Consider the following 16,516-nt stretch of genomic DNA (forward strand, 5'->3'; position numbering starts at 1 on the left):
CTTGGCCCTATTTTCAATCGGTGTTGATACGGCCCTGATCGGTTTCGACGTCTCGATCAACTCGATGCACAGCTCGTCTGTGAACTCCTGATGAAACGCCTAAGCGCTGCGGCCAGACGGCACACGAAACGGGCTCTCACCGCTGACGCCGTGAGAGCCCGTTCCCGTGTTATCTCGTAGCCGTTACCCAGCGGTCACGGCCACCGGACCCACGACGCCGCCCAGGGTGGAATCGATCCAGACCGAGCCGGGGTTGCTGATCGAGGTCCTGAGCCGGTAGGTAAACACTCCACCGGTCTGCGGCGCCGCCGCTGCCGTGATCGGCGCGCGACCAATGACAGGACCAGTCGGTCCGTCACGGTGGATTGTCACGGTGCCGCCGACCGACGAGCTGATTCCGTCGACTCTAAAGTCGCGCGACTTCCATCTCGCGCCGGTGACAGTGATCTGGCTGGCGATCGGTGTGATTCGCACCTCATCGGTGCGCACGGCAGAACCCGAAGTCACAGTGAGCCGGAAGGTCAACGGATTGTTCGTCATCGGTGTCGCGAAGAGCGGCAAAGAGAACGTTGGATTGACCGTCGTGGGCCCGGTGAGGGTGACGCGGTCGGGATCCGTTAGCCCAGTGAGCACCTGCTCCCACAGGTAGGTCGTTTCCGTGCTGGTCGAGCGGCTGCCGTCGAGCACCACCGTGGTCGCGGTGACTGCCCGAGTGATCGCCTGATCGGCTCCCGCGTTAGCAACGAGAGCGCCGAGTGCTTGGACCGGATCGGACTTAGCCGATTCGGCGCCGGCGCCGTTTGCATTGCTCGCAGTGACCGTGAATTGATAGGTCGTATCTGGAGCCAAACCGTCGAAGACGAGTGTTGTCACGTCTCCTGCGGTGGTGCGTGCGGGACCCGAAACAAGTCCATCAGCGGTGTACGCCTGCACGGAATAACCTGTCACAGTGAGTTCCGGAGCTCCCGGGTTTGCAGCAGCCCAGTTCAGCGTCACGCTTCCCGTGCCGGCGATCGCTGGCGAGGAGAAGGTTGGCGTCGAGGGGAGAGGCTCATTCGTGATGGTCAACATCACTTGGCCCTGCGTCGAGATGTTGCCGGATGGGTCGACTGCGGCAAAGTTCACCGTAGTCGTTGCGTCAATGTTGAGGGGCTGCGTGTAGAGCACAGCGACCGTAGACAAAGTGCCGCCGGATAGAAAAACATCCGACCCGTCTGTCGTGTAGTAAATCTCCGCTGCCGCCTCATTGGAGCTCAGAGTGAGCTGCTGGGCGGTGCGGAACGACCCGCTCTGGGGGGAGGCTGTCGTTAGGGGCGCCACGATGTCGGTGACCGGGATGGCATGCACGGCGGGAAAGGTTTCGCCCGCGCTGCTCACTGAGACGAGGAAAACGTCATACGTCTCGGCTGGATTAAGCCCCGAGATCGTGGTGGTCTTCGCCGCAGCGGAGTCGATGCGCTTGCCAAATTCCGCGCGCTCTCCGTTGACGACCGTTTGCGCTACCGCGTGAACCCGGTATCCGGTGATCGCCGGTGTGCCGGGGATCGCTTTTGCTGGGGTCCACGTGATCTTGAGGGAATCTGCCACAGTGGCGGCGATGACATCGGTCGCTCCGGCTGGTCCTGATTGCAACGGACCGTTCGGGCATCCGCCCATTCCAGGACCGCCCAATTCGCCGAACTCGGCGATGGTGAGACCTTGGCGGTTAGCGGCGGCATCCTCGAGCTGCCAGGACATCACGCGCACACCGGTTCCGGCGGCAGCGGCAATGTTCGCAGCATCTTGGCTGTCGAATACGTAGGTGGCCGTGAAAGTGTTCGAGCCCGCAATGCCGTACTCGAGCGATGAGCTGTAACCGACGTTGGCTGTGAGCGGTCCAGGCACAGCGCGCACTTCCCGACGGGCGACAGCGGTGTTCCTGAACGCCGGTTCGACGATTCGCTGTTCAATCTGATTTTCATTTGCACCATCGCCAATAAAACCGGTGATGGTGACGGTGACGCCGTCGGCGGCGAGCACCGGCGTTGCGTTCACATATACGTCTTGGGTTGTGGTGTCACCGGCTGCAGTGGCACCGAACTTCATTGACACGAGGTCTCCGGGACGGATGTCGGGGGTAACTTTCAGTGTCGTGCCGGCGCCCCAGCAGGCGCCGCCCGGGTGGTTGATTTCGAAAGCGATGTCGCCCGCGCTCACCACCGATTCCGCTGAACCAATCACACCGACCCCGGGACGCGTAACTTCTACGGTTGCGATCTGGCCAATGCGGTCCTGGTAGCCCTCGATGGTGATGAAGTCGCGGTCCGGGAAGACGATGATGTTGTCGGGAAAAGTCGGGACAGCCGCCGAAGCGGCCGGTACGGCGATGACGAAGGGTGCGATCAGCACTGCTGCTGAGACTCCAAACACGGTCGCGCGCCTTACGGAAGAAATCCTGTTTCCAGGACCCGCCGCAGATGGGCTGGTTTTCACGGTGATTCGCTCCTTCATGAGAATGCGTGAAAAATTCACACATAGTTGCACTCTCGTCCGGGGACCTTGGAGAAACCATGATTATCCAGCCCCGACATGGGTGGTTAGGGGTGGCGCTTTGTCCAGCGTTGGATTCGGTAAAGGTTTGTGATCACCAAAGAAGTGGCAAGTTACCTAGAACGGTCAAACTCATCATCTCGAATTTGGCCGATAAATCGATTCTGTAACACGATCAGTCGATATGCACTCGCGACGGCCACCGGGCGCGATCCTCTCCCGGCGTTAGGCGTCACATTTCTGTAAGAAATGATCCCTAGTCTCCCTCCCCGGTGCGGGATAACGTTCCGACATCAACCGTACGAAAGGGATCGACAGCATGACTATTTCTCGGCGACAGGTTTTGTTATTAGGTGGTGTGGGCGCGGTGGGAGCGGGCTTATTGACGCTACCCCTGCGGAATGCGGAAGCAGGAGCCGCGAGCGCTCTTGACCCGAGCGAGTTGCCCCGACCGTATCAAACACCGTTCGTTCAGGCGCCCATTTTGCGACCTGATCGATCGGGTATTGATCCCGTCGACGGGGCGCCCACGCAGTATTACACTCTCGCGGCGATGGCGGCCAGTGCCGCTATTCTTCCGCGGCTGAAGACCCCAATTCTTGGGTATAACGGTATTTTTCCTGGCCCGACCATCAGCGTCGAACAGGGGACGAAGGCTGTGGTGCGCATGCGTAATCAGCTGCCCGCCACGCATCCGTACGACGGTCACCCGCTCTACTCGTCCACGCACCTGCATGGATCGGCCTCGCTGCCGCAATATGACGGCTACGCAAACGACATCACGAATCCGGGATTTCGCAAGGACTACGTGTACCCCAACTTTCAACCGGCCCGCACCTTGTGGTACCACGATCATGCGGTGCATCACACCGCGATCAACGTCTACTCGGGCCTGGCCGCGCAGTACCACCTGCACGATCCGCTGGAACGAGCGCTCCTTCCCCAGGGAGAATTCGACGTTGCGTTGACCATTAATGACGCCATGTTCGCGGTCGACGGATCGCTCGCTTATGAGGACAACAGCCACTCCGGGCTCTGGGGCGATGTGGTTTTGGTCAACGGCAGGCCGTGGCCGGTCATGAAGGTCAAGAAGCGCGTCTACCGGTTCCGCGTCGTGAACGCCTGCATTTCCCGGTCGTTGCGTCCAACCCTCAGCACGGGCGATCCCGTAACGATGGTCGCCACCGACGGCGGGCTGATGCCCGTGTCCCAATCTGTGGCGAGCTGGCGCCACGGCCCGGCCGAGCGCTATGAAATTCTGATCGACTTCCGTAAATACAAGGCGGGCCAACGGATCGAGCTGCGCAACCTGTCGAACAAAAACAACGTCGACTACGAGTTCACGAATTCGATCATGGCTTTCGACGTCGTTCCGGACCCGGTCGACACGAAAGATCCCACCTGGAACACGATTCCCGTGCAACTGGCTCCTAGTGAAGTGATGGCGCTCAAGCCTTCCGCAACGACCATTACGCGCCCGTTCAAAATAGCCCGCAATAACGGTTTGTGGACCATTAATGGCACGACATGGGAGCCGATCGTTGCCAGCGGATTCCGTGACGTGGCGGCGAATCCAGACCTGAACGCGGTCGAAATTTGGGAATTTCACAACCCAGGCGGCGGCTGGTATCACCCCATGCACATCCACCTGATCGACTTTCAAGTTCTCAGCCGAAACGGGCAGGCCCCGTTCGCATACGAGAAGGGGCCGAAGGACGTCGTGTATGTGGGCGAGAACGAGAAAGTGCAGGTACTGATGAAGTTCGGGCCACACACCGGCCGATACATGATTCACTGCCACAACACCGTGCACGAGGATCACGACATGATGGTTCAGTATCGCGTTGGACCCGAGGACGCGGCAGACACCATCACGAACAATCCGATAACGGCGGCCCCGGCACAATGGGACACCGGACTAGCCTGACCCAAATAAAAGTGGGGCAAAGTGTGACAACTGGCCACCGTGGTGCGAGCGCGACGCGCGTTCGCACCACGGTGGCAGTCATCGTGACATTGCTCTTGCTTTTAGGGTTGCGTTTGTGGGTTGTCGAACCGTTGGTCGTTTCGTCTAACAGCATGGAACCTACAGTTCTTCGCGGAAGCGTAATTTTTCTGCTGAAGGCCGCGCCACCAGCGGATGCTTTCACCGCCGGGCGGCTGGTGGTCTTTCAAAGTCCCAAGGACGGTCACACGACGATCAAGCGAGTGATCGCTGTCGGGGGCCAGCGGGTCGACATTCGCGATGCCATCCTGTACGTGGATGGGGCCCGGGTCAGTGAACCCTTCGTGGATCACAGTCGAATCGATGGGACATATTTTGGCCCGGTGACCGTGCCAGCGGGTCACGTTTTCGTCCTCGGCGATAACCGCGCTGTGTCCATCGACTCGCGCGAATTCGGCGCCGTTCCGCTGGAAAACTTTGACATGTCACTACTGTGGCCCCACGAGTAGGCAATGGTGGTCGCAGCTCAAGTCAGACTTCAAAATCACCGGATTTCAATCAACGTGAGCTTATTGTTCATGGTCTCTCCCTATTGATGTGACTTCAGTCGTGGGGAACCGTCTTGCACCTTATGGTTATGGAATGGACATAACTCAGTGGCGGCAGTATCGGTGGGCGGCCGGGTTGCTCCTGGTTCAGGGCGTACTTATGGAAGGGGTCGTCTTCATTGGCGCCCTTGTTCTTATCGTTATGCAGATCCCGCAGGCATCCATTGTCGAAAATGCCGATATTTTCGCCCTTCCCTATTTGCAGGACAATCTTTATCTCATGATGGTCATGAGCGGGGTCTTTGCGGGTCTGCGTATATGTGGCGCGGTCGGGCTGCTGCGGAACCGACTATGGGGACTGGGGCTGTCCTTGGTCAATTGCATCGTGACGTTAATGCTGATGATCTTTCTGCTTCCCGCCGGCATTTTAGACGGGCTGTTATCGGGTACCGCGCTTGTACTGTTGCTCTTCGCCCGACTCGGCCAGAAGCGCGCGATCTGCCCACCTGGCATCCCGTCGACACTCCGGAAGATACGGCGAGGGGATGCTGCCTGCTGCGCTTCGCAGCACGTTCGGCTTACGAAGGCCGCATGACTCTGCCATTCTCAAAGAATGGATTGGCCCACGCCTGAACCCGTTTTTTCTGCGCGACTTTTGCTGGAACCGCTGTCAGTGGAGCATGCGCCCGCAATGGTCGAAGCTTTGGTCGACCCTTCGCTTTATGAATACACCGGCGGAGAAATACCATCACTCACGGTGCTGGAGAACCGTTACTCCAGGCAAGCCGTTGGGCACTCTGCCGATGGATCGCAGTGGTGGTTGAACTGGGTTGTCAGCAATCGAGATTCAGGGAAAGCGGTGGGATTCGTACAGGCAACCGTCAGAGACGACGGGTCAAGTCTGGTGGCTGACATCGCTTGGGTGATTTCACCGAAATGGCAAGGGCAGGGGATTGCTTCTGAGGCCGCCCAGGCGATGGTCGCCTGGTTGAGATCACACGGAGTCCACCGTTTCACAGCGCACATTCATCCGAACCATCAAGCGTCTATGAAGGTGGCGCAAAATCAAGCCCTCCATGCAACCCCATCGACGAAAGATGGTGAAACTCGCTGGGAATCCCAGCAACCGTAGCGCGGCTGCTCGGCCCGGTCGCCGCACTCGTTGCCGTCGACGACGGCGTGTTCTTTGCCGCAGACCTCGCCGTGACTCCGCTCACGGCTGCCATGGTGGTGGCGATGACCGTCGCGGCATCCGCGGCGACCGCGGGGGGAACCGCATCCGTCGAACGCACTCGGCCACGTTCCGTTCCGTGAGCGGCCTCGTGGTTGCCGTGTTCATGGTGAGTGTCTTCGCGGGCGCCGCAACGACCGCCGACCGAAGCGCTGCCCCCAGCGTTGGGCCGGGATTACTTGCCGTCAGTACCCTTATCCAATACCTGGAGCCCAGCTCAGACGCGCCCGACCCCGCTGAAACGGATGCAGAATGCGCGCGCCTCGCCGCAATCCCAGGCGTCACCGGGGTGGTCACCGTGTACAGGCATGACTCGGGTGACGGCCCCGACGTGGGCCGGCTCTTGCTCTTGGCAGATGCCGCAAACGGCCTCGGCCTCGGAGCGGTTCCGTCCGCGGCCGTCGTCTCCGTCAATAGCGATGTCCTGACAGGTGCGCCCGCTGTGTTCACCCCGGCGGAAGCAACCGATGTGGCGAAGCTCACGCCGAGCATCCTGCTCCTTGGCACTGACGGGTCGACGCCCGCGCTGGAACGGGCGCGAACGGCGTTGCAGTCCAGCACGATTTTCACAACTGGAGGGGTGCCCGCGGGCACCCGAACGGACCTCGCCGACGATCGACTGCAGTCCATGGCGGCCAGCTATGCCACCCTGACCTACGCCGTTGCCGCCAGTCGGCTGGGGAAAACCACGAATTTGGCCGCGATTCGCTACGAATGACCGCCTACTGCAGGATGGATCTCATGCGAAAAAGAACTGACGAGTCGACCCCGGGGGACCGCCGCACCCCGCGGGAACAAGCCCTTGCCGCATTTACGGCATTAGCCCTCCCGGTCCGGGTGTCCCTCCCGAGCATCGTGTCCCTCGTCGAGCAGTCAAGAAAGACGCACATCTCGATCGCATCCTCGTCGCTGCTGAATGGAACCGAAATTTGCGGTCTTTGGCTGTCGCGCGACACCGACGATCTGATCTTCCACGTCGAAACGGATTCGGAACACCATCGGCAGCAGATTGTCTGTCATGAGTTGGCGCACATGATCTTGCGCCATGACGAGGTGACCGGCCCGACGTCACACGGAGTGCTCGGAGCGGACAGCCTGGGAATCGCGTTCGGCCGTTCCGATTTTCGCGACGAGTTCGAGCTGGCGGCCGAGGCGCTGGCCGACCTCCTGACCGGCGCCATCCGCACCAGCACCAAGGAGCCCGCAGGCTTCGAGGGAGTTTTCGGATGATGCAACTGATCGTCGCCCTGGCCCTCTGGGGACTCGTGAGCGCGTTGGTGGTCGGTACCCGCCGGCGCACTGATCAGAGCATTCTCTATGCCGCCATCATGATTGCGCTCTCGCTGACCCTGAACATTGACGCGGTGTACTTTGCGGCAGACGGGCTTCTCGGGGGCCGAAACTATGCGGACCTGCCCGCAAACCTGCTCCTTCTCCTGGGTATTTATTTCCTGTCGCGGGCCATTTTGCGCGCATCGTCGCCCAGCCGCGCGAACGCGTCGGCCAGGCCCTTTCGGATCGGGGCCATCATCACGGCCGGCCTCATGGTGACGACCTTTATCTTCATCGACGCGCCCACAACCTCGGGAACGTTCATGCAGGACTTTGGCAACCAACCCGCAGCGGCCGCTTACTCCCTGATCCAGTTCATCTATTTGGGCATCGTCATGGCCTTGACTGGAACGATCTGCCTGCGCTTTGCCGCACGCATGAGCACCCCGGCTCGTCGACTCGGGTTCCGTATCGTGGGCGCCGGTTGTGGCGCGGCCGTTCTCACTGTGCTCAGCGTCGTGGGCATGGATCTTGCGCATGTCTTCGGAGCGATGTCGCTGCTTGCCCTGTTTGCGAGTGCCTACGATGTGCTGAACCTGACCGCGATCCTGCTTCTCTGCTTTGGATTATCTCTCCCGCCGATTCTGGGTGGGGTAAGCACTAGGTTCAACCGGCGAAAACTTGAGGCGGCTCTCCCCGACCTCACTCGCATCTGGGTCGACGTTTCTGCCCAACACCTCGAGTTGGGCGGCGTGGCGCACCCCAACGCACCAGGTTCGGTATCACGCGACGTCGACACCGTTGTGCACCGCATGCTGGTCGAGATCCGTGACGCTCTTCTGCTTAACCCGACAGCTCGCGACCGGCTTTCAGATGAAGATCTCGCGTTGCTCACAGCGACCGAAACGCGCATCGGTGCGCAGCGGACATCCGCGTGAGACTCGCTTATCTGGTGGCCGCCGGCAGTCTGGTCGCCGGAGGGCTGGCGATTGCGAGTCTGATGATTGCAAGTCTGGCCGTAGTCAGACAGATCGTGAGAACGGATGCGCCCAGGCGCGAACGACTCCGCGTCCTCGCGGTCGATGACGTGTCGTCGTCGCCGTATACCGTGACGCTACCGTTGAACGCGGCGACACAGGCGCCGGGCCAGTATGCGATCTGGTTCGACTCCGGCCGCGGCTACGCACAGCTCGGGACAGTCCTGGCCGTTGATGAGCGTGCTTGCATCGTCACGCGTGAGGTCGTCAGCGCGCGCGGCACACCGCTTCGAGCAGGCCTCTCGGCGAGGTGGAGCGGTGTCGTACCGTCGCAAGCAGCGGATGTTGGACTGCCGTTCACCGCCGTCATCGTTTCGACCGCACTCGGCCCTGCGCCCGCCTACCGCTTCGATGCCCCGATCGACCGGCCGCCCGCCTTGACGTGGGCGATCCACATCCACGGGCAGGGCGCGAGCCGGGCCAGCCCGCTGCGCGGCGTTCCCGTCGCCCATCGTGCCGGCCTCACGTCGCTCGTGGTCTCGTACCGCAACGACCACGAGGCCCCGAGCTCGCGCGATAGAAAATCGATGCTGGGCCAGACCGAGTGGCGCGATATCGACGCAGCCCTCGACTACGCCGTGGCCCACGGCGCCGAAAGCATCATTCTCGTTGGCTGGTCAATGGGCGCGATGATCGCTCTGCAGCTCACCCGGTCATCGCAGCATCGGAAGCGAATCATCGGGCTGTGCCTCATCGCCCCGGTCGTGGATTGGCGGTCGACGATTCTCGCCGCCGGCCGCCGAGCCCGCGTGCCGGCTCTCGTGACTCGCCTGGCGCTGGGGGCGCTCGAAAGTCCCTTGTGGCGCCGGGCAACCGGACTGCAGGAGTCGATGCACCTTTTAGATCTCGACTGGATCGACAACGGCTCCGACCTCAACGTCCCAACGCTGGTACTGCACAGTTTCGGCGACCTCTCCGTTCCGATCGCCCTGTCGCGAGCATTCGCGGATGCCCACACAGGCCTGGTCGAGCTCGTCACGCTACCCCCAGCTCCGCACACACTCGAATGGAACAGAAGTCCCCACCGGTGGGAATCCGCTCTATCCGATTGGCTCTATCGCGTACAGCTGTCGAGAAGTCCCTGGCGCAGCTCGGAATAAGGCCCAGAGCCAACGACCAGACCGCAATGAAACCAGCGTCTCAACTCCACTGGCGTCTCGAGCCTTGACAATTGCCGCGAACATGATTGGCTCGTATTACGTGATTTTCTCCGGAACAGTAGCCCCGTGAAAGGAGGTGGCTCGTGAGCCACCACGCCGTTATCAACCCCGCCACCGGCGAGACCATCAAGACGTACCCACAAATTTCGGGTGATGAACTCGAGCAGGTCATCGCAACGGCAGACAAAGCCCACGTCGGCTGGTCGCGGTCTTCTTCGGCCGCTGAGCGGGCCGCTCTCTTGCGCCGGGTTGGTGATTTGCATGAGGAGCGTCGCGACGAGCTGGCGGCCCTGATCGTGCGCGAGATGGGAAAGCCCGTCGATCAAGCGCTCGGCGAGGTCGACTATGCAGCCGACATCTACCGGTACTACGCCGAGAACGCGCAGGAATTTCTGAAGGACGAACCAATCACCCTTCGCAGCGGCGAAGGTTCCGCCTTCATGCGCTCCAAATCGCTCGGTGTGCTCATCGGTGTCATGCCGTGGAATTTCCCGTACTACCAGGTTGCGCGCTTCGCCGCACCGAACCTCATGACCGGCAACACGATCATCCTCAAGCACGCGTCGCAGTGCCCGGAGTCGGCCGCGGCGATCGAGCAAATCTTTCACGACGCAGGCTTCCCGGCTGGTGCCTATACCAATGTGTACGCGGACAGCGAGCAGGTCGCCACGATCATCGCCGACCCGCGGATACAGGGCGTCTCCCTCACCGGTTCGGAGGGCGCCGGCGCGGCCGTTGCCGAGGTCGCCGGCCGCCACCTCAAGAAGGTCGTGCTGGAACTGGGCGGATCAGACCCGTTCATTTTGCTGAGCACCGACGACATGGCCGCCGCAGTGGATGCCGCCGTCGCCGGTCGCCTCCGCAATGGCGGGCAGGCCTGCGACGCCGCCAAGCGATTCATCGTGATCGATGAGCTTTACGATGAGTTCACGGAGAAGTTCACCGCCGCAATCCTGGCCTGCTCTCCCAGCGACCCGACCGTCCCCGGAGCAGACTACGGACCCATCTCGTCCCTCGACGCGGCAGACCATCTCGCGGAGCAGGTCGAGCGCGCAGTCGCGCAGGGAGCGACCCTGGCGACCACGGGCAAACGGTCTGGTAACTTCTACCCGTCTGGCGTGCTCACCGATGTCACGCGAGACAACGACACATACCACGAGGAGTTCTTCGGACCCGTAGCATTCGTCTACCGGGCGGCCTCCGAGGATGACGCCGTCATCCTGGCGAACGACACTCCCTTTGGGCTGGGCTCCTACCTGTTCACGACCGATCCCGAGCAGGCACTACGAGTTGCCGACCGCATCGAAGCCGGCATGGTCTTCGTCAACCTCGTCGACGCCGGCAGTGCAGAGCTACCGTTCGGCGGTGTGAAAAGAAGCGGTTTCGGGCGCGAACTCGGACACTACGGTGCCAGCGAATTCGTCAACAAGAAGCTCATCCGCATCGGCTGAGCATCGCCGACCTCGGCGGCCGACGCGGCGATTGCCGTGCGGCCGCCGATTTTGGGGCGACACCACACCACGCTGCAGGCAGATCCGTCCTTATCCCGGCACCGCCGCTCGGAGGGTGCGTGGCCGCTCAACCGTCGCCGCACGTTCTCGTGCGCGCAGGTCCTTACGCAGAATCTTGCCGGAGGCCGACTTCGGAATCACCTCGATGAACTCGACCGCCCGCACCTTCTTGTGCGGGGCGACCCGCTCGCTGACGAAGGCCATGACCTCCTCGGCCGTGACCGCAGACTCAGCCACGGTGACGACGAAAGCCTTCGGTATCTCCTGGCCGTCGGCATCCGCTGCACCGATCACAGCCGCATCCGCGATCTGCGGGTGGGTGAGCAGCAAGGCCTCGAGTTCGGCCGGCGCTATCTGATAGCCCTTGTACTTGATCAGCTCCTTGCTGCGGTCGACGATGGTCACCTCGCCGAGCGCGTTCACCGTGGCAATGTCGCCGGTGTGCAGAAACCCGTCGGCATCGATAGTCTCGCGGGTGGCCTTCTCGTTATTGAGATAGCCGAGCATCACGTTCGGGCCGCGTACCAGCAGTTCGCCCCGTTCGCTGACCCCGCTCGAGGGAGCCTCGATCTCGTCCCCGGTCTCGGTCGAGACGAGCTTGCAATCCATGTTCGGCACCGTCACACCCACCGAGGCGCGTGACAGGTGCGGAGCATCGATCGGAATCAGGTGACTCACCGGGCTCACCTCGGTCATTCCGTAGCCCTGCAGAATGCGACAGTCCAGCCGGGCGGCGACGGCCGCGGCGAGGGCGCCGTCGAGCGGCGCGGCCCCGGAGAGAATGGTATGCACGCTCGACAGGTCGTATTTTTCGACCAGCGGATGCTTCGCCACGGCCACCGCGATGGGCGGCGCGATAAAGATGTAGCTGCAGCGGTGGTCCTGGATCATGCGCAGAAATTCGACGAAGTCGAACTTGGCCATGGTGACGAGGGAGGCGCGCTGTTTGAAGGCGAGATTGAGCAGAACCGTCATTCCATAGATGTGGTAGAACGGCAGCAGCGCGAGCACCTTGTCCTCTGGAACGACGCCGATCAGGTCGCGCGCCTGCTGCACGTTCGCGATGAGGTTGCGATGGCTGAGCATGACGCCCTTGGGCGCTGCGGTCGTGCCAGAGGAATAGGGCAGAACGGCCACGTGCGTGGCCGGGTCGATGGTCACGGCCGGCGCTGGGGCATCCGCTGCCAGCAGATCAGAGAGCGACCGATGCCCCGCCTCGCCATCGATCACCACGATGCGCTCGTCTGGAATACCCGACGCGTGCGCCGCCGCCTTGGCGCCCGGCAGCAGCGGCGAGACGGTGATGAGCCAGGTGGCGATGGAGTCGTGGAGTTGGCGATGGATGTCGTCGGGGGTATAGAGCGAGTTGATGGTGGTGACGGTGGCGCCCGCGCGCAGGATGCCGTGGAAGACGGCCGTGAATTGAGGCGTGTTCGGGCAGAGCAGGCCCACAACCGTGCCGGGGCCGACGCCGTCTGCGGCAAGAGCCCCAGCCACCCGGGTGATCTGATCGACCAGAGCGCGGTAGCTGAGCTCCGCTCCGCTGACCCCGTCGATGACGGCGGTGCGATCGAGTTCGGCCTCGCTCAAGTTCTCGAACAGGTAATCGAAAATGCTGACGTCGGGAATCTCAACGGGAGCGTAGGGGCTCGTGAACACAGGGATCTCCTTCGATCGGATGTGGCGTGCCCACGGTACCGCCCTGCGCTGGGGTGAAACTGTGCATATGACCACAGTCACGCTCGTTCACTTGCCGCTGCCCGTTCACCTGCTGGTTACCCGGCGCACCATCATTGTTGGCACGGTCTGCTTAATGTGACTAAACGTAATGGCCTCGATTGAGGAAGGTTTCACGTGGCAATCTGCAGCGCTTTTTCCCTCGACATTTGCGTGAAGACGTCGGCCCCGGTATCGCGGATGCGCGGACGGCCTCTGCGCTCGCTCCGCGGTCAGGTCGCCAGCGGAATCGTCGGCCCTGGTCAACCCGACGTGGTGATGCGGAGCGCTGCCGAGGTCAGTGCTCGTTTGCCGCTCGCCCCCGGTACGGCACGGGGCGGGGCGATGCTTGCGTGGGATCTTCAGGTCAATCCGCGCCAGGCCGAAGCCGGCCCTGCCGCGTACCTGGCCAATCGGGGCGTCGAATTTCGCTACCGAACCGCGGTGACGGCCGTGCGTCCCGGTCGGGTCACAACGACCCGGGGGTCGATCGATTCCGGAACGGTCATCGTGGCGATCAACCACGACATCGACCAGCCCGAACCCGGCGTCTATCGCGTCGCGGCAACCACCGGGATCGGTATGACGACCGGACTCGGTCTCGGACTCGGACTCGGACTCGGTCTCGGTCGCAGTCGCAGTCGCAGTCGCAGTCGCAGTCTCAGTCTCGCTGAGCACGTCATCGCAACCGTATGCGATTCACCCATCTCCCTCACCCTGAAAGGCACCCCATGAGCACCGCACCTTTTTCCCTTGATCTTGATCTTGACGATTTGGACACCGAAGACGTTGACGTTGACGTTGAGCTCGTCGTCTTCGACATGGCCGGCACCACCGTGACCGACGACGGACTGGTCGAGCGGGCGTTCGCGCTCGCCGCCGAGCGCAGCGGGTTGACGGACAGCGCTGATGAGCTCGCGGAAGCCATCGAGTTCGTGCGCGCGACCATGGGGCAGTCCAAACTGGATGTCTTTCGCGAACTGACCGACTCCGAAGAAGCGGCCGTCGCCGCGACGGCCGAGTTCGAAACCGCTTATGGTGAACTCGTCGAACAGGTCGGGGTGACGGCGATCGCGGGTGCGGCCGACCTGTTCCAGGAACTGCGGGACGCTGGCGTGAAGGTGGCCCTGGTAACGGGATTCTCTCGGGCGACGCAGGACACGCTCATCGACTCACTCGGTTGGGACGACCTCATCGACGTCAGCCTCTGCCCGGCCGAAGCCGGCCGTGGCCGGCCCTATCCCGATCTGCCGCTCACCGCGCTGCTGCGCACCGGCGCGTCGAGCGTTGCTGCCATGGTTGTCGTCGGCGACACCGCGAGCGACATGCTCTCCGGCCAGAGCGCCGGCGCCGGCCTGATCGTGGGAGTCCTGACCGGCACGCATGACACCGCCACCCTCGAAGATGCCGGGGCCGATGTCGTCATCGAGAGCGTCGCCGACCTCGCCGAACTGCTCGGCCTGCGTGAGGAGACGATCGAGTAGTCATGCCCGAACACGATCCGGTCGCTGACCACATGACGCTGCCCGCCCTCACCCTTGGAGTCGGTCGTGAGGTGGTATTGCCGCGCGCCGCGGAAGCTATGGTCTGGTCGGGCGTTGGCCAGCCGCTCGCGTGCGTGGCGGTACCCGGCGTGCTGCTGCGGCCCGGTGATGTGCTGGTCGAAGTGGAATTGGCCACGGTCTGCGGCTCAGACGTACACACAGTGCTCGGCCACCGTTCGGCCGCGAAACCGCTCGTGCTCGGGCACGAGCAGATCGGCCGTATCGTCGCCGTGACCGAACGGTCATATGCCGCAAATGGAATGCCGCTGCGGGTTGGGCAGCGAGTGGTCTGGTCGGTCGCCGTGAGCTGCGGAACGTGCCCGCGCTGCCGCCGTGGCGTGCCCCAGAAATGCCTCGAGCTGGTCAAATACGGCCACGAACGGATGCAGCGGGGCTGGGAACTGAGCGGAGGTTTTGCCAGCCATGTGCAGGTGCGTGGCGGGACGGCGGTCGTCGTCGTCGACGAGCAGGTTCCCGCCACGGTTCTGGCGCCGGCCTCCTGCGCGACCGCCACGGTTGTCGCGGCGCTGGGGGCGGCATCCGCTCTCGTACCGCTGGCCGGGGCTACCGTGTTGGTAACCGGTGGCGGAATGCTCGGGGTCACGGCCTGCGCGATGGCGACGGATGCCGGGGCGCTCGTGCTCGTCAGCGACCCCGATCCGGCTCGCCGACAGCTCGCGCTCGCGTTCGGGGCCGCGGCGGTCGCGGACCCTGGGGCACCGCGGGAATCACCGACCGGGGTAGCGAGCGTGCTCGCCGCGCTCCAGGACGCGGGGGCTGCCGAGCCGACGATCGCCCTCGAACTGAGTGGCGCCCGACTGGCCGTGCACACGGCGATAGACCTGATCGGTATCGGCGGCGTGGTCGTGCTGGTCGGCAGTGTCTCACCGGGGGAGCCGGTGCTGCTCGACCCAGAGTCGATCGTGCGCCGCCTGATCACCGTGCGCGGCGTGCACAATTACACGCCGGACGACCTGCAGCAAGCAGCGACGTATCTCAGTGGAGCGTGGCATCGGCATCCGTTCTCGGCTCTGGTCGGAACGACGTTTCCCCTCGAGAAAGCGGATGCCGCGCTCACGCTGGCCGCTGCCGCACGCCACCCCCGTGTCGGCATCACCCCGCAGCAGCCAGCGACGCTCGGCTGACCGGCCCCGCGCGTCGGGTGCGGAGATCATGGCGCACAACGCTAACTGATGCTGCCGGGCGGACCGATCGAAAGCAGCGTGGCCATGATCGACACCAGGGCGATCCCCATGATGCAGGCGAGGAGCACCGGCCGAGCCAGCATCCAGCGGAGCAGGGCGCTGACCCGGGTGTGGTCTCGAGGGTCGGCGGTGCGGGTCTGCCGCCACTCTCCGTTCAGCAACCCATTCTTCTCGAATCGGCGGTCGAGAGGGATCGTGCCGAAGGGAACGATTGCGGCAACCATCGCTATCGCGGTGAGCCGAAAGTTCCAGTGCTGATTGACGCCCACCAGGAGGGCTGTCATTCCGAAGGCGATGAAGACCAGTCCGTGCACAAAGCCGCCGATCTGCACCCCGATCTCACCGGCGTCGAGAACGTACTTCATGAGCATCCCGGCGATGAGTAGCGCCCAGGTAATGGCTTCGGCGATAGCGACGGAACGGAACAGCAGACGCGGGGTCATGGTGACTTTCGACTCGTGGCGGGGTAGGAGACGTCCATCGTTGCAGCCGCGCCTGAATAAGCCCCCGTTTTAGACGTTCTGACTACTCGCCGAAAAACCCGCGTGACTGAGATTTTGCAATCGCGCAAAAATCCAGTGTGCGCCCGAATTGTGTTCGTGATGGTTGCATCACACCGCGGGCTGCGGCTCTGCCGACCATCGTCGGCGAACTCAATCACGTCGACCAGCATGCTGCTCGTCTACGGCAAGCTCGGCGACCACCGTCATTCGAACGCGCGCTTTGAACGCGCGCTTCAGCCGCCGCGTCGGTGCCGTTGGGGGCTGGCTCGGTTCCTACGGCGGAGAAGACTCGCCCGGTGACATCTCGCGGTTTCC

The 16,516-nt window shown here is 62.8% G+C and carries 16 protein-coding genes and 1 pseudogene; 14 read left to right on the forward strand and 3 right to left on the reverse strand.

Annotation, left to right across the window (positions count from 1 at the left end; translation table 11 throughout):
* Positions 1–183 precede the first annotated feature (183 nt).
* The gene (locus CXY83_RS11185; RefSeq protein WP_233200808.1) at positions 184–2,409 is read right to left on the reverse strand and encodes a fibronectin type III domain-containing protein; all 2,226 of its coding nucleotides are present in this window, start codon (positions 2,407–2,409) and stop codon (positions 184–186) included.
* A gap of 604 nt (positions 2,410–3,013) precedes the next feature.
* Here CXY83_RS11185 and CXY83_RS11190 point away from each other — a divergent pair.
* From CXY83_RS11190 to CXY83_RS11230, 10 genes are all read left to right on the forward strand, one after another.
* Positions 3,014–4,456, forward strand: coding sequence for a multicopper oxidase family protein (locus CXY83_RS11190; RefSeq protein ID WP_233200809.1), 1,443 nt, complete (start codon positions 3,014–3,016; stop codon positions 4,454–4,456).
* 71 nt (positions 4,457–4,527) lie between these two features.
* Positions 4,528–4,983 (forward strand): signal peptidase I, encoded by a 456-nt coding sequence (gene lepB, locus CXY83_RS11195; protein WP_369831156.1) that lies wholly within the window; start codon positions 4,528–4,530, stop codon positions 4,981–4,983.
* A gap of 133 nt (positions 4,984–5,116) precedes the next feature.
* Positions 5,117–5,617 carry a hypothetical protein gene (locus CXY83_RS11200; protein ID WP_233200810.1) on the forward strand — a complete coding sequence of 167 codons (501 nt, stop codon included), beginning with the start codon at positions 5,117–5,119 and terminating at the stop codon, positions 5,615–5,617.
* A gap of 18 nt (positions 5,618–5,635) precedes the next feature.
* Complete coding sequence (locus CXY83_RS11205; protein ID WP_104197411.1) at positions 5,636–6,154, forward strand: GNAT family N-acetyltransferase; 519 nt, start codon at positions 5,636–5,638, stop codon at positions 6,152–6,154.
* 47 nt (positions 6,155–6,201) lie between these two features.
* Complete coding sequence (locus CXY83_RS18365) at positions 6,202–6,336, forward strand: hypothetical protein (RefSeq protein ID WP_255408766.1); 135 nt, start codon at positions 6,202–6,204, stop codon at positions 6,334–6,336.
* Positions 6,333–6,971 (forward strand): hypothetical protein, encoded by a 639-nt coding sequence (locus tag CXY83_RS11210; protein WP_104197412.1) that lies wholly within the window; start codon positions 6,333–6,335, stop codon positions 6,969–6,971. Before CXY83_RS18365 ends, CXY83_RS11210 begins: the two co-directional genes overlap by 4 nt.
* A gap of 23 nt (positions 6,972–6,994) precedes the next feature.
* On the forward strand, positions 6,995–7,483 hold the full coding sequence (locus CXY83_RS11215; RefSeq protein WP_146069918.1) for a hypothetical protein: 489 nt from the start codon (positions 6,995–6,997) through the stop codon (positions 7,481–7,483).
* A complete protein-coding gene (locus CXY83_RS11220; protein ID WP_104197414.1) occupies positions 7,480–8,463 on the forward strand; it encodes a hypothetical protein in 984 nt (327 codons plus the stop codon). The genes CXY83_RS11215 and CXY83_RS11220 overlap by 4 nt, the downstream gene beginning before the upstream one ends.
* Positions 8,460–9,662, forward strand: coding sequence for a S9 family peptidase (locus CXY83_RS11225; RefSeq protein ID WP_104197415.1), 1,203 nt, complete (start codon positions 8,460–8,462; stop codon positions 9,660–9,662). Before CXY83_RS11220 ends, CXY83_RS11225 begins: the two co-directional genes overlap by 4 nt.
* A 143-nt stretch (positions 9,663–9,805) precedes the next feature.
* Positions 9,806–11,173, forward strand: coding sequence for an NAD-dependent succinate-semialdehyde dehydrogenase (locus tag CXY83_RS11230; protein WP_104197416.1), 1,368 nt, complete (start codon positions 9,806–9,808; stop codon positions 11,171–11,173).
* Between the two features lie 90 nt (positions 11,174–11,263).
* Here CXY83_RS11230 and CXY83_RS11235 read toward each other — a convergent pair whose 3' ends face one another.
* Positions 11,264–12,892, reverse strand: a complete 1,629-nt coding sequence (locus tag CXY83_RS11235; RefSeq protein ID WP_104197417.1) for an AMP-binding protein — start codon at positions 12,890–12,892, stop codon at positions 11,264–11,266.
* Between the two features lie 195 nt (positions 12,893–13,087).
* Here CXY83_RS11235 and CXY83_RS17645 point away from each other — a divergent pair, with 195 nt between their 5' ends.
* The 3 genes from CXY83_RS17645 to CXY83_RS11250 are packed head-to-tail and all read left to right on the forward strand — an operon-like array spanning position 13,088 to position 15,638.
* A complete protein-coding gene (locus CXY83_RS17645) occupies positions 13,088–13,684 on the forward strand; it encodes an FAD-dependent oxidoreductase (RefSeq protein ID WP_158251876.1) in 597 nt (198 codons plus the stop codon).
* Positions 13,681–14,433 carry a phosphonatase-like hydrolase gene (locus tag CXY83_RS11245; protein WP_233200812.1) on the forward strand — a complete coding sequence of 251 codons (753 nt, stop codon included), beginning with the start codon at positions 13,681–13,683 and terminating at the stop codon, positions 14,431–14,433. Before CXY83_RS17645 ends, CXY83_RS11245 begins: the two co-directional genes overlap by 4 nt.
* Positions 14,434–14,435: 2 nt before the next feature.
* Positions 14,436–15,638, forward strand: coding sequence for an alcohol dehydrogenase catalytic domain-containing protein (locus CXY83_RS11250; RefSeq protein ID WP_233200814.1), 1,203 nt, complete (start codon positions 14,436–14,438; stop codon positions 15,636–15,638).
* A 41-nt stretch (positions 15,639–15,679) separates the two neighbouring features.
* Here the strand turns inward: CXY83_RS11250 and CXY83_RS11255 are convergent, their stop codons facing one another.
* Positions 15,680–16,141, reverse strand: coding sequence for a DUF3817 domain-containing protein (locus tag CXY83_RS11255; protein ID WP_104197420.1), 462 nt, complete (start codon positions 16,139–16,141; stop codon positions 15,680–15,682).
* Between the two features lie 280 nt (positions 16,142–16,421).
* Here CXY83_RS11255 and CXY83_RS18605 point away from each other — a divergent pair.
* Positions 16,422–16,511 (forward strand): annotated as a pseudogene (locus tag CXY83_RS18605) (polysaccharide deacetylase); the annotation flags it as partial.
* Between the last annotated feature and the right edge of the window lie 5 nt (positions 16,512–16,516).

Source organism: Cryobacterium sp. M15, assembly GCF_002929675.1.
GTDB lineage: Bacteria > Actinomycetota > Actinomycetes > Actinomycetales > Microbacteriaceae > Cryobacterium > Cryobacterium lyxosi.